Source organism: Pedobacter psychrophilus (assembly GCF_001652725.1).
GTDB classification, from domain to species: Bacteria; Bacteroidota; Bacteroidia; order Sphingobacteriales; family Sphingobacteriaceae; genus Pseudopedobacter; species Pseudopedobacter psychrophilus.
The window spans coordinates 294472-308816 of sequence record NZ_LWHJ01000027.1 but is presented as its reverse complement, the minus strand read 5'-3'; the positions used below and the strand labels follow the sequence as shown (position 1 = coordinate 308816).

Below are 14345 nucleotides of genomic sequence, written 5' to 3'. Positions count from 1 at the left end.
TATGAAATTAAGTTTTTTGTTTTTCGGGAATAAGCCTGATGAAAAATGGGTGCTTGCAAAACAGATGGGTATTAATTACGCTATTGCCAAATTAGCGCCAGAACTTACCGGTGATTTACCTCCATGGGATTTAGCATCGCTACAAAAATCTAAAGCCATATACAATGATCACGGCTTTGAATTAATTGGTTTTGAAGGAGACCAATTTGACATGATGAGAATTAAACTTGGCTTGGAAGGTAGAGACCAAGATATAGAAAATTATTGCCTCATGTTAGAAAACATGGGTAAACTAAATATCAAATTACTGTGCTATAATTTTATGGCAACAGGCTGGTTTAGAACCGCAAAAGCTGTACAAGAAAGAGCTGGAGCTTTAGTTTCTGGCTTTAACTCAAAGGATGCAGCACTTTTACCCGATACTAAATACGGGAAAGTTTCTGCAGAAAAAATATGGGAAAATTATCAGTACTTTTTAGCTAAAGTTTTGCCTGTTGCAGAAAAAGCTGGAGTAAAAATGGCAATGCACCCTGATGACCCACCAGTACCTGAATTACAAGGAATTGGAAGAATTTTTATCAATGCAGAAGCAACCCGTAAAGTATTAAGTTTATATGATAGTCCGTCTCATGGCCTAACGTTTTGCCAGGGAACTTACACTACTATGGGAGAAGACGTGAAAAGTTTAATCAGAGAATTTGGTCAGCAAGAAAAGATATTTTTTGTTCACATCAGAGATGTAGAAGGAACAGCTGATAATTTCAAAGAAACCTTTCATGACAATGGCCCAACTGATATGGTGGATATGTACAGAACTTACCAAGAAGTTGGATTTGATGGTCCAATAAGATCGGATCATGTGCCTACGATGGCCGGCGAATCTAACCAGATGCATGGTTATGAGATGAAAGGTAACCTATTTGGTATAGGATATATGAAAGGTATTATGGACGCCTTAGAAATAAAATAGAATTAATTAAAAATATATTATCATGAGTGTAGATCAATACAAAAAAGAAGTTGGAATGATGAACCTGGATGAACTCATCGAGTTTAGAGAAAGTAGATCTAATGCAACTTTCCCAATTCCAGATAAAGAATTATTAAGCAGGTTTGAGAAAATGTATACCGGAGCCATTAATGATGTTTTAAGGGAATTTTGTTTATTAAACCAAGCTTTACCCGGACATATAATCCCATTAAGAGAATATCGTACAATTGCTGGCTTTGCTTTTACTGTAAAAAGTGCTCCTAACGCCATTGTAAAAGGTGAAATGGAATTTAGAACCAAAATGCTGGATGCCATGCATGAAGATAGTTTTGTGATTTGGGATACCACTAACGATGCAAAAGCAACCTTATGGGGCGGCGTTATGACTGCAACTGCAAAAGGCAAAAAAGTAAAAGCTGCTTGTATTGATGGCGGAATAAGAGATACACACCAAATTTTAGAAGCAGATTTTCCTGTATTTTACAAGTATAGAATTTCTAATGGCAGCTTAGGCAGATGCTTGATTACTCATTACCAAACTACTTTGCAAATTGCAGATGTTACTATAAAGCCAGGCGATGTAATTATGGGCGATATTGATGGCGTTTTAGTAGTACCAAGAGATATTGCTTATGATGTTTTGCTTAGGGCCGAAGAAATTATCGAGAATGAGAAAAAAATATTTGGTTGGGTACACGAAGGAAAAACAATTCATGAAATTACCGAGAACGGAGGTTATTTTTAATTAGTTAAATAAAAAGAAATAAAGGATGTTAAATAATTATTTTAGCATCCTTTACTAAAGCTTTTTAGATCGATTACATGATATGCCTTTATCCTCCCCTCTTCCATTTGATTTATTAAGCAAAAAACTTAGTGGCAAAATATTTTTTGATTTATCTCCAGAACATCAAACCCAACTTTTAGCGTATTCAACAGATGCTTCTGTTTATCAGGAAAAACCTGTAGCAGTTGCCCTGCCTAAAAATAACAAAGACCTTATTTTGTTAGTTGAGTTTGCAAATCAACATCAACTAACGTTAATTCCAAGAGCAGCTGGAACTTCTTTAGCAGGCCAAGTAGTTGGTAATGGAATTGTTGTGGATATTTCTAAATATTTTCTTGAAATTATTGAGCTGAATGTTGCAGAAAAATGGATTAAAGTGCAACCAGGAGTAATTAGAGACGATTTAAATTTCTATCTAAAACCTTTTGGATTAATGTTTGGACCCGAAACTTCTACTGCAAATAGGGCGATGATTGGTGGGATGATTGGAAATAATTCTTGCGGATTACATAGCATTGTTTGGGGAGCCGTAAGAGATCATCTTTCAGAAGTTAAAGCTATTTTAAGCGATGGATCTGAAGTACTTATTAGTAATGATAACCTAGAAACAGAAAATTCATTTTATCAGCAAATTAAAACTGGTTTAAATAGTTTGTTAACGGATGTAAATCATCAAAATTTAATACATCAAAACTTCCCCAATAAAAAAGTAACTCGTAGAAATACAGGTTATGCCTTAGATGCACTTTTAGGAATGCAGCCTTATCATCCGCAAGGAAAAACTAATAACTTATGCGAATTAATTGCTGGTTCTGAAGGTACTTTATGTTTAATTACCGAAGCGAAACTAAACCTGATAGATTTACCACCCCAAGAAATTGCGCTTGTTTGTATCCATACAAATTCTATTGATGAAGCTTTAAAAGCAAACATCATTGCTTTACAACATCAACCTTATGCTTCAGAATTGGTTGATAAATTTATTTGTGATTTCACTATTAACCATCCCGAATATCATAAAAACAGATTCTTTATAGTTGATGATCCTGCTGCTATTTTAATGGTAGAATTTATGGGACATACTGCAAATGAAGTAGCATTAAAAGCTAATCATTTAATTACCGAACTTAAGCTTTTAAACCTGGGTTTTGCCTATCCAGTTTTAAAAAATGGGGATACCAAGTATGCTTGGGATATTAGAAAAGCTGGATTAGGTTTGCTTAGAAATTTAAGAGGAGACATTCAGCCAGTAAATTTGATTGAAGATTGTGCGGTTTCTCCAAATGATTTACCCGATTATATTAAAGATTTAGAGGCACTTTTAGCATTTTATGAAGTTAAAGCCTCTTACTATGCCCATGCGGGAGCAGGTGAACTTCATGTTGAACCAATGATAAACCTTAAAAGTGAAGAAGGTTTAGTCAAATTCAGATCAATTTTAAATGATACAGCAAAACTGGTGAAGAAATACGGTGGTTCTTTATCTGGAGAGCATGGTGATGGAAGATTGCGTGGAGAATTTATAGAAAGCATGGTAGGTAGTGAAACCTACGATTTGTTTAAAAAAGTTAAAGCCATTTTTGATCCAAATCAAGTTTTTAACGCCGGAAAAATAACTAATACACCACCAATGGATACCCATTTGAGGGTAAAGCCAAATCAAAATATCAAGTTAATAAATACCACTTTAGATTTTTCTGAAAGTGGAGGTATTTTGGCTTTAGCCGAGAAATGCTCGGGTTCTGGCGATTGTAGAAAAAGCGCCATTTCTGGAGGAGTGATGTGCCCAAGTTATATGGCAACCCGATTAGAAAAAGACACTACCAGAGCAAGAGCAAATGTTTTAAGACAATATTTAAGTTTACCCGCAAACGAAGCTTCATTTAACCATCCTGAAATTAAAGAAGTGATGGACATGTGTTTAAGTTGTAAAGGCTGTAAAACAGAATGCCCATCTGGAGTTGATGTCGCAAAAATGAAAGCTGAATTTCTTCAAAATTATTATGATGAAAACGGATCTTCATTTAGGGCTAAACTTATAGGAAATTTTAGGGGTCAAATGAAACTTGCTTCAATTGCACCATTTATTTATAATGCTATTTTCCAAAATATTACTTTAAGGAGAGTGTTAAATTCTCTTATCGGTTTTCACCCAGATAGAACCTTACCAAAACTTGCCAATCAAACCTTAAGAACTTGGTTTAAAAAGCATCAAAAGCCACAAGCCTCATCTAAAAAAGTTTATTTATTTTGTGATGAGTTTACCAATTATAACGATGTTGAAATTGGTAAAAAGTCTATCCTTTTATTAGAAAAACTAGGTTATGAGGTTATTATTCCAAATCATTTAGAAAGCGGAAGAACTTATTTATCAAAAGGATTTGTTAAAAAAGCTTTGGTTATAGCAAATCAAAATATTGCATTGTTAAAAGATAAAATCACTGAGAATTCGCCATTAATTGGAGTAGAACCATCAGCCATATTAACCTTTAGAGACGAATATATAGATTTAGCAAATCCTCAGCTTAAAGCTGATGCGATAAGACTTTCTAAAAACTGTTTCACTGTAGAAGAGTTTATTGCCAAAGAGATAGAAAAGGGAAACATCAAATCTGATTCCTTTCATCAAGAAGCAAAAAACATTAAAATTCATGGGCATTGCTATCAAAAAGCTTTATCCTCACAAAAATATTTAGAAACTATTTTAAGCCTGCCCAAAAATTACAGAACAGAACTTATTGCATCAGGCTGTTGTGGTATGGCTGGTTCTTTTGGTTATGAAAAAGAACATTATGAAATTTCGCAACAAATAGGCGAATTGGTCTTATTCCCAGAAGTTAGAAATGCAGCAAAAGAAACCATTATAGCTGCTTCTGGTACTTCATGCAGACATCAAATTAAAGATGGAACCAATAAAACTGCATTACATCCCGTAGAGATATTGTGGGATGCTTTGGTAAATTAAAACTTGAAGATGAACAAAAAAGCTGTAAAAATTTTTCTCTTTCTCTTCAGTATTTGTTTGATTGCAAAAGCACAAACCAATTACCACAGCTATGTTGATCCTAAAATAGGAACTCAGGGTTACGGAAATGTAATTATTGGCCCATCATGTCCTTTCGGGATGATAAAACCCGGACCAGATAATAGCAAAACTGCTAACAGTGGCTATAAGGCAAATCCAAAATTACCTTTAATAGGTTTTAGTCAGCTGCATGTAAGTGGTACAGGTGGCGGAGCAAAATATGGGAATATTTCTGTCATGCTTTTCGCAAGTAATCAAGACGAAATTGAACAATCATCGTTGATTAAAGATGAAAAAGTAGCCTTAGGTTATTATGGTATAAACTTGATAAAAGGCGATATAAACGTAGCGATTACAACCGCCCCAAAAACTGCTTTTTACAAATTTGAGTTTAAAAATAAAAGTGAAAAAGCCTTAAAAATTGATGCTGGTGCGTTTTTAAACGAAGGTAAAAGCTTAAGTGAAGAAGAAGCTCAATTTTTTATAGGGTCGGAAATTGAAATTATATCAGACCATGAAGTGATAGGGCATAACAGCGTAAGAGGTGGCTGGAATGCAGGTGGCCCATATACTGTTTATTTTTACGCCACATTTGATCAACCTTTTGAAAACTTTAGCACTTGGAAGGGCAGCACAATTACTGCCAATCAAAAACTACAATACAATACAGGAGAAAAAACTGGGGCATTACTTCATTTTAAAAAATCAGGTTCGTCTATTTTAAAAATGAAAATTGCAATATCATTTATCAGCACCGCTAAGGCAAAACAAAACTTAGTAACCGAAGTGCGGCATTGGGATTTTGATCAATTATTAAAAGAAACGGAACAAAGGTGGGAACAAGAATTAAGTAAGATTAAAATTGATGAAAAAGCCCCAATAGAACACAAAAAAATGTTTTATACAGGCTTATATCATACGCTATTAATGCCTGTTGATAGAAGTGGAGAAAATCCGCTTTGGAAATCTGACTTACCTTATTATGATGATTTTTATGCCATTTGGGATACATTTAGGTCATCAAGTCCACTATTAACTTTAATAAATTCCGAAAGGCAAACTGCTATTGTCAATTCCTTATTAGATATATATCAGCATGACGGTTATATGCCTGATGCCCGTAGTGGGAATAGCAATGGTAGAACACAAGGAGGCTCTAATGCAGATGTGGTAATTGCTGATGCTTTTGCTAAAGGCTTAAAAGGAATTGATTATAACCTCGCTTTAAAAGCAATGATTAAAAATGCAACTGTATCTCCGGGTGGAAATGAAGAAAAAGAAGGAAGAGGCGGTTTACAAGATTATTTAAGTTTAGGCTATATCTCTGATAAATATCCAAGGGCAGGAACCAGAACGGTTGAATATGCTTACAATGATTACTGTATAGCTCAACTTGCAAAAGGTTTGGGTGATTCTACAAATTATTACTGTTACAAAAAACAATCAGGAAACTGGAAAAACCTTTGGAGAGATATAGAAAACAATGGCGCTAAAGGATTTATAATGCCAAAAGATAGTAATGGACAATGGATTGATTCTATTTCATGTACGTTAAATAAAAAAACAAAAGTACCTTTTGACCCTACCAATAACGTTGCAGGTGAATGCGTGTGCTGGTGGTGCGGCTTTTTTTACGAAGGGAGTGCATGGGATTATTCGTTTTACGTTCCGCAAAATATTCCCGAACTTATTAAATATACTGGTGGAGCAGAGTCATTTAAATCTCGTTTAGATACCTTTTTTAATAAAAACCTTTATGATGTTAGTAATGAACCTGATTTTTTAACTCCTAATCTTTACCATTGGATAGGCAGACCTGATTTAAGTTCACAAAGAATTAACGAAATTATAAAAAAGGAATACAATAGCAGCCCCAAAGGAATTCCTGGTAATGATGATTCTGGTGCGATGTCTTCTTGGTTGGTATTTCACATGATGGGCTTATATCCAAATGCAGGGCAAAACTATTATTTAATTAACTCGCCAATTTTGAAAGAAAGCTTGATTAAGTTAGAGAACAACAAATCATTTAAAATAATTGCCAAAAATTTAAGCTCAAAAAATAGTTATATCAAATCGGCAACCTTAAATAATAAACCATTTACCCATACTTGGTTAACCCATAATGAGCTAGTAAATGGTGGCGTTTTAGTATTAGAAATGTCTGATAAAGCAGGTGATTGGGGAAAAAATGTTGTACCACCCACACAAGAATAGTTTATTTTTAAGAGGTCTTAATCCATGGACTGTGTCCTCACAGATCATTCACCTATCTATTAAAATCTTTGTTTTTTCGTTCTGTGGGGATACAGACCGAGGGAAAAGTTGTTTTTTATAGGTTTTGGTTTAAAAGTTTACGTATTTAAGATTAAATGTGCCAGAGGTAATTTTTACAGTTTGTTTAGTTTTTTCATTATAAGCGTCATAAAAGAAAGTGCCTGTCATTCTTCTATTAACTGAATCAATGCTTTTAATCTCTACTTGTCCAGTATAATTAGAATTTGTTTCAAAATAGTCGCCAGGTCCTGAACTATTTGAATCATAAGTCCCGCTCAAAAACATCTTACTATTAATTGTGTAAGATTTTGTGGAAATTAAGATCCCTGGAGTTGAAACTAATATTCCCAAATGCTCTCTACTATTGGTATTCCTTGCTTTAATAAATAAAGTTTCCCCATTATTTGTAAGATGACATTCCGTTTCCTGTAATTTAAAATCATCAGCAAAAGGTCGTCATCTTTCCCCATTAACTTTGCAGGTAAAACCAGTATCTATTTCATCTTTTTTGCAGGATGCTGCAGATAAAAAAATGATGAATGGTAAAAAAATCAAAAAATTTATAGCGTTTTTCATGATATAAGGTTTTATAACCTAAATCTATATGATTCATTTTTAATAAAGGGTACGGAATTTTAAAAATTTGTAGATTAAGTTTTTATTAAGAATAAGTATGGTTAATTACTAAAAATAATATTGCCACATTAGGTTATAAGTCTCTTTTATAATCACTCGCACATGCAGGTTTTAATCCATGGTCTGTGTCCTCACAGTCCATTCAACTATTTATTAAAATCTTTGTTTTTCGTTTTGTGGGGACACAGACCAAGTGAAAATGGCAGCCCCAAAGGCATTCCTGGTAATGATGATTCTGGTGCAATGTCTTCTTGGCTGGTATTTCACATGATGGGCTTATATCCAAATGCAGGGCAAAATTATTACTTGATTAACTCGCCAATTTTGAAAGAAAGTATCATTAAGTTAGAAAATAACCAATCATTCAAAATAATTGCCAAAAATTTAAGTCGTAAAAATACTTTCATCAAAGCAGCAAGCTTAAATAATAAACCATTTACCCATACTTGGTTAACCCATAATGAGCTAGTAAATGGTGGCGTTTTAGTATTAGAAATGTCTGATAAAGCAGGTGATTGGGGAAAAAATGTTGTACCACCCACACAAGAATAATCTATTTTTATGAAGTCAATAAATAAGGTTTCTCATCCATTATTTTAATAATCATCTCCCCAAATAACGTATTTGCCCAAGCAAACCATTTACGAGTAAATCCAGTTGCATCATCCTTATAAAAAGCTTCATGCATAAAACCTGTACCTGCATGACTTGCTTTTAACATGGCAAGGCATTTCTTAATTTCATCATCGTTATCAGATGTCATTGCTCTAATGATTATCCCCATAGGCCAAATCATATCTTTACCTACATGCGGACCTGTTGTACCTTCTGCAACTTTACCAACTGCATAATAAGGATGATTATTTGAATCAAATAAAAATTTACGGGTGCGTTTATATAAAGGGTCTTTTGTACTTATACTCTCTAAATATGGAAGTGAAATTAAACTTGGGATGTTAGAATCATCAATCAAATATTGTGCTCCATAACCATCAATTTCATAAGCCAAAATTTTACCCGCTTTATGATGATTAATAATGGCGTATTCCTTTAAAGCGTTTTCTACTTCGATCGCAAGAGCAAGACATTCTATAGAAAATTCTTTTTCATTTAAAATAAGAGCTATTTCTGCCAATTGTTTAAGAGATTTTACAGCAAAATAGTTTGATGGAATTAAGAATGGAAAAACAGTACCATCATCTGAAGGTCTAAAAACAGAACATATTAAACCCACCGGATTAATTGGAGAACCTGCACCACCACCTGCAGCTGTATCTGTTGGGCGGTTGGTAGTGCGTTTAAAATTATAAGCACTTTTACCATTTTTTCTTTGTTCTAATTTAAAGGTTGTCACAATTAGCCTCATTGCTTTTAACCATTCTGCATCAAAACAAGAAACATCATTGCTATGTTTCCAGTAGCCATACGCTAACCTAATTACATAACATAAAGAATCAACTTCCCATTTACGTTCATGTACCCAAGGTTTCATATCTGTTTGATCATCATGACCTTTACGGTTGGGATCATTAAAAAAAGCGTTTGCGTATGGATCTATCATAACATAAAAAGCATGTCGATTTATCACTCCAGCAATCATATCCTGTAACTTTTTATCCTCTTTCATTAGAGGAAGATATGGCCAAACTTGTGCAGAAGAATCCCGCAACCACATGGCATCAATATCTCCAGTAATTACATAAGTATCTGGTTTGCCATTTTTTGAACCCGTAAAAACGGTGGTATCTAAAGTATTTGGGAAACAATTTTCGAACAGCCAAGCCAATTCCTTGTCTTTAATTTTCGACTTTACATCTGCTATTTTTTGATCAACAGCCAAGCTTACAAAATTACGTTTGGCTGGTAAAGGGCGATTAGAAACAAAATCATCAATTGCTAAATTAACTGCCCAAGAAAAACTTGGAATTTGACTTAAAGTGAGTGCCGCAGCTGTAATACCTGCGTTTTTGATAAATATTCTACGTTTAATCATTTGATTTATCTAACTAACATTCGGTTTTTCAAATTACGAATTGCCTTTTATTAATCAAATTAATTTGACTTCACTTTAATCTTATCAAACAACCAATTATTGAGCAACGTATATTGTTCGCCGTATGCCCAATGCCCAGTTTCTAAAATAGGCACAAATTCTTTTGGTGATGTAATAGAATTATAAGCCGCAAACATGGAACTTGGTGGAACTACCTCATCATTATATCCCCAGGTAAAGAAACTTGGAACTATTAATTGTTTGGCAAAATTTACTACATCGTAATATCCACAGGTTTTAATTTTATCGGGCTTGTTATTAAAAGCCATATTCCATTTATCAAAATAACGTGGCCAACCTCCTGCTCTTCCTTTTAAATCTGCAGTAAGATCACACATTGCCGGATACATTGCTGCTAAAAATTGAACTCGACTATCTAAAGCAGCGGTAACCACACTTAGACCTCCGCCTTGACTACCGCCGGTGACCGCCAAATTTTTACCATCATATTGTGGTAACGAAACCAAAAAATCATTTGCTCTTATACAATTTAAATAAACCCGTTTATAATAAAACTTATCTCTATCATCTAAATTAAAATTAGGATAGTTTAATAATGCACCGTTTGCTAAATTGGTATAAACTACAGGATCCATTGTAACTGGAATACCATGGATGCCAATTTCTAAAGTAATCACTCCAAGTTCGGCAGTAGCTATATCGCCATTATATGGCCTAACCCCTGCACCCGGAACTTTTAAAAGTGCTGGATATTTTCCTTCTTTTTTTGGAACACATAAAATACCATACACCCTAGATCCTTTCCCAAAACCTTGAATATTTAGTTGATAAACATTAACTTTTTCTGTACATCTTTCTGGCAGTAAAACCATTTTAGCATCTAAAGGATAAGTTGCAAGCTCTTTTTTTCCACCCTCCCAAAACTGATTAAAATCTGCAGGAAGCTGAGCAAATGGAATAATGTTTTCAGGCTCAAAACCTGCCGTAGCTAAATTTCTATACTTTACGCCATTAATTTCTGTACTTATTATACACCTTAAAAAACCAGGCTGCTTCATGGTTCCACCATCAATCTTTAGCGTTCCGTTTGCTAATGTTAACGTCTTTTTTTGGGTAGGCTCAAATTTCTCTGGTCCAACTTCATAATCTATTTTTATATTTTTTAAAGGGATGCTGTTTTGACTTACTGAAATGGCAAACTCTACTTTCTCCCCAATTTTATAGGTCCAATCATCATGGTTAGGAGCTACCACAATTTTTATCAGCTTTTCTGGCGGAATTTGACTATGGCTAATAGTTGCTACTAGCGTAAGAAAAAAGGTGAAGACAAAGATTAGTTTCATCCCCAAATATTGCTGTTGTTTAATTATTACTTTTCTCATTATAAATTGTTTATTGATACTGAAAATCCTATCTATTTAATAAATTTAGTAACGGATAATTTACCCTCATTAATAAAAGTTAACACATAAATACCACTTACCAAATCTGATAAATTGATTTTTGTAACAGTGCTATTCGGAAGAAGTTTATAAGTTTTAATATTCACTCCTCTGCTATCCACTATACTTAATTCGGCATTTAAATTGGTTAATGGATGCGAAATTTCTACTTTATCAATAACCGGAACTGGGCTAATTGAAATGTTGCTTTTTACTTCATTAGAATTTTTTACAGAAACGATATGGCTTAATTTATAAGAACCATCAAAATCTACAGATTTCAATCGGTAATAAATATAACCAATTGGTAATTGAACATCATGAAACATATAAGTTGCTCCGGTAGATTTATTTTTTGAGTTTACCTTACCTATTTCTATAAAAGTTTTTCCATCAGTTGTTCTTTCAATTATAAATTCTTTAGCATTAATTTCTGATGATGTGCTCCAATTTAATATAACTTCCTTCCCAGAAAGTTGCGCTTTAAACTCGGTTAGTTCAATTGGCAAAGTGGAAAATTGAGATGGAGAAAAAGCGACACCCTTAAAAAGATAATTTGCACCAGCAGATGCAATATTTGTAAACGTAGGGTTAGTGGTAGAAATGCTACCTGTAAAACTAGCTTCATCTGTAAGAGCAACAATTACATTGTTTGATGCTGTACCTTTTACTGCAAAAATTTCTGCTTTACCACTAGCATTTAATCGAGCTGTTAAAGCATACAGACCTCCTGTTACACCCGAAACTGTAGGATTAAAACTTCCCGCTAAAACCCAGGTACTACCACTCCAGTAAAATTTTACCAATCCTAAACTGGCGTCGGCACAATATAAAACATCATAGCCTGTAGATAAATAACTCGCGGTAGCATCTAAATCTATTAAAGCTAATGATTGATAATTATGACCAGAGATATTCACACCAGGAAATGTAACATTTGCTGCGAAGTTATTTGCACCAGGATTAGGTGTTAAAGAGCCGACTACATTTCCGTTTACATAATAAACCTGATCTTTAAAAATAGCTAAAGACCTTACACCCGTATTAAATGCTGTACTGGTAATATTAGTTCCTGATGCGTAGCTTAAAAACCTTGTTGAATTTGCAGAAGCGGGTGATGTTGTACTTCCCGTAAAATAAAACCTGGAACCATCGCTACTTACAGCACTTCTTACTGTTCCGTTATTAGTATTCGAAGATATTCTGGTCGTATAATCAGGTTCCCCTAAATAGTTTACTCTAGCAATCACTTTTTCATTTGCTTTATAAATTGCCTGTACATCATTAATGTTAGTTTCATAACCTGTTAAAGTTAAAAATCGTCCATCATTGGATAAATTAAGCTGACCATCGAGATTACTCGCATCTCCACTTAGCAATAATCTATTTTGAGATGTAGAATTTTCGTTTCCGATAGTAAGATTTATACCACTTGGATTTCCATTTAAATTATATTCTAAAATGTTCACCGATGTTGCATTGGTATTTAATGAGGTAATTCCATCCCCTACTCTTAAAACAGAAATATTTCCGCTGATAAAAGAATTTTGTGTATTTGGCGTTCCACTAAATTCATAAGCACCACGATCTGGTTTTGCACCAACAGGTCTTGAAACTCCTAAAATATCATTACTACTATATTGTCCGTTTATATTGCTGCCTGTATTAATAGCCGGACTATTATTTTTTAAACTGAAATTTGCTGTACCATCCAAGGCCAAGTTTACAAATTGTGGATTAGCGACAATATCGTAGGGGCCTTGTAAAAAAGCTGGTCCGTTATAGTATAAATTATAATTGTATGTGGCAGTATTATCATTGGTATTGCAATTGCCTCCGTTTCTAGCATACATGATATTATTAGTGATGCTAACATTTGCCCCTTGTTGCCCATCAATTTCAGGATATCCAACTACAGTACCGTTATTGTAAGCAGTATTATTAATAATATTTACGTTTGATGCTTTGTAGGCATGTACACCTCCACCACCGTTATTATAACAAACATTATTCTCTACCCATGTTTTCCCATTATATCCCGAATAAGTAGAAGTAGGAATATTAACATCTATAATGATTCCATTACCATCGCTTAAAGCTCTTATTTGCTCCCATGGAACCAGTGTTTTATTGTTATAACAAATATTGTTTCTGATAAAAATTTTATATCCTATAAAGGTATCGTAGCTATATGGGGTTAGTACACTGATACCACTTGTGGCATACATAGTATACCAGGAATTGTTATAAACAATATTATTTTCTATCGTTACATAATCAGCTGTAGAAACTCCAATTCCGCCAGCAGAGAAATCATGAACTTTACAATTTCTAACAGTAATGTGATGATAATTTCCTGTGGCAGCAATAGTCATGCAATTTGTATTATAAAAAGCTTGAGGTGGCACCCTGGTAGGATCTGATAATGGTTTAATATAATCATCATAAGCTTTTTTTGCATTAGCATAAGTAATGTTATCATTATTGCCCTGCATTTCTATCCCATCAAAAACAATATAATTAGCATTAATTTCTATCATATTCCATACATTTCCTGTGGCTGTTATTTTTGGGAAATGACCTGTGTATGCTTTGTATGTGATAGATTGAGTATTATTTCCGCTTCGGGCAATTTTTAAAATTGTGCCATTGCTGGTGTTATAAGTTCCATTCATAATGTAAACATTATCTCCCGCATTTGTACGATCTGAAGCATACTGAAGAGTTGCATAAGGAGTTAATGGTGAGATTCCATTATAACTATTGCTGCCAATTAATGCAGATACATAATAATCTGTAGCATAAGATTTAAAAGCAAATACAAAAATAAGAAGGCATCCAGAAAGTATTTTTTTCATGTAAATAAATGGTCAGTTTAAAATTGATTTGGGCTTTTTTACCAAATAATTATATTGGCTAAGTACTGCCCAGAAGCAATCAAAACTATCCTAATTTTATAAACACAAATTCTCTTTTATTTGCTAATAGTTGAACTGAAATTGCTTATTGATAAAGCAATTTCAGTTCATGCGAAGTTTATTCTAAAATGTAGAGATTATTATTTTTAAATTTCATTTACACTTTAATTATTATATATAAACAAGCTAGGTTTTAGTACTTTTTATTTTCCTTAAAAACTAAACATCGCATAAATTTGAAATCTTGATAAGGAA

8 protein-coding genes and 1 pseudogene are annotated in these 14345 nt (G+C 33.7%); 5 read left to right on the top strand and 4 right to left on the bottom strand.

Annotated elements, in window-relative coordinates; genetic code table 11:
• Position 1 precedes the first annotated feature (1 nt).
• The 4 genes from A5893_RS09865 (at position 2) to A5893_RS09850 (ending at position 7020) form a co-directional block, all read left to right on the top strand.
• Positions 2-970 (top strand): mannonate dehydratase, encoded by a 969-nt coding sequence (locus tag A5893_RS09865; RefSeq protein WP_068822393.1) that lies wholly within the window; start codon positions 2-4, stop codon positions 968-970.
• A gap of 22 nt (positions 971-992) precedes the next feature.
• The gene (locus A5893_RS09860; protein WP_068822392.1) at positions 993-1736 is read left to right on the top strand and encodes an RraA family protein; all 744 of its coding nucleotides are present in this window, start codon (positions 993-995) and stop codon (positions 1734-1736) included.
• 82 nt (positions 1737-1818) lie between these two features.
• The gene (locus tag A5893_RS09855) at positions 1819-4743 is read left to right on the top strand and encodes an FAD-binding and (Fe-S)-binding domain-containing protein (protein WP_068822391.1); all 2925 of its coding nucleotides are present in this window, start codon (positions 1819-1821) and stop codon (positions 4741-4743) included.
• Between the two features lie 9 nt (positions 4744-4752).
• Positions 4753-7020: a GH92 family glycosyl hydrolase gene (locus A5893_RS09850; protein WP_068822390.1), complete on the top strand. Its 2268-nt coding sequence runs from the start codon at positions 4753-4755 to the stop codon at positions 7018-7020.
• 129 nt (positions 7021-7149) lie between these two features.
• On the opposite strand, the pseudogene A5893_RS09845 reads toward A5893_RS09850, so the two are convergent.
• Positions 7150-7473 (bottom strand): annotated as a pseudogene (locus tag A5893_RS09845) (DUF6252 family protein); the annotation flags it as partial.
• 345 nt (positions 7474-7818) lie between these two features.
• Here A5893_RS09845 and A5893_RS09840 point away from each other — a divergent pair.
• Positions 7819-8268, top strand: coding sequence for a glycoside hydrolase domain-containing protein (locus A5893_RS09840; RefSeq protein WP_082911392.1), 450 nt, complete (start codon positions 7819-7821; stop codon positions 8266-8268).
• A 7-nt stretch (positions 8269-8275) separates the two neighbouring features.
• Here A5893_RS09840 and A5893_RS09835 read toward each other — a convergent pair whose 3' ends face one another.
• The 3 genes from A5893_RS09835 to A5893_RS09825 are packed head-to-tail and all read right to left on the bottom strand — an operon-like array spanning position 8276 to position 14030.
• The gene (locus A5893_RS09835) at positions 8276-9709 is read right to left on the bottom strand and encodes a glycoside hydrolase family 125 protein (protein WP_068822387.1); all 1434 of its coding nucleotides are present in this window, start codon (positions 9707-9709) and stop codon (positions 8276-8278) included.
• Positions 9710-9768: 59 nt separating this feature from the next.
• A complete protein-coding gene (locus A5893_RS09830; RefSeq protein ID WP_232456836.1) occupies positions 9769-11112 on the bottom strand; it encodes an acetylxylan esterase in 1344 nt (447 codons plus the stop codon).
• A 32-nt stretch (positions 11113-11144) separates the two neighbouring features.
• Positions 11145-14030 (bottom strand): choice-of-anchor Q domain-containing protein, encoded by a 2886-nt coding sequence (locus A5893_RS09825; protein ID WP_068822386.1) that lies wholly within the window; start codon positions 14028-14030, stop codon positions 11145-11147.
• Positions 14031-14345: the final 315 nt, after the last annotated feature.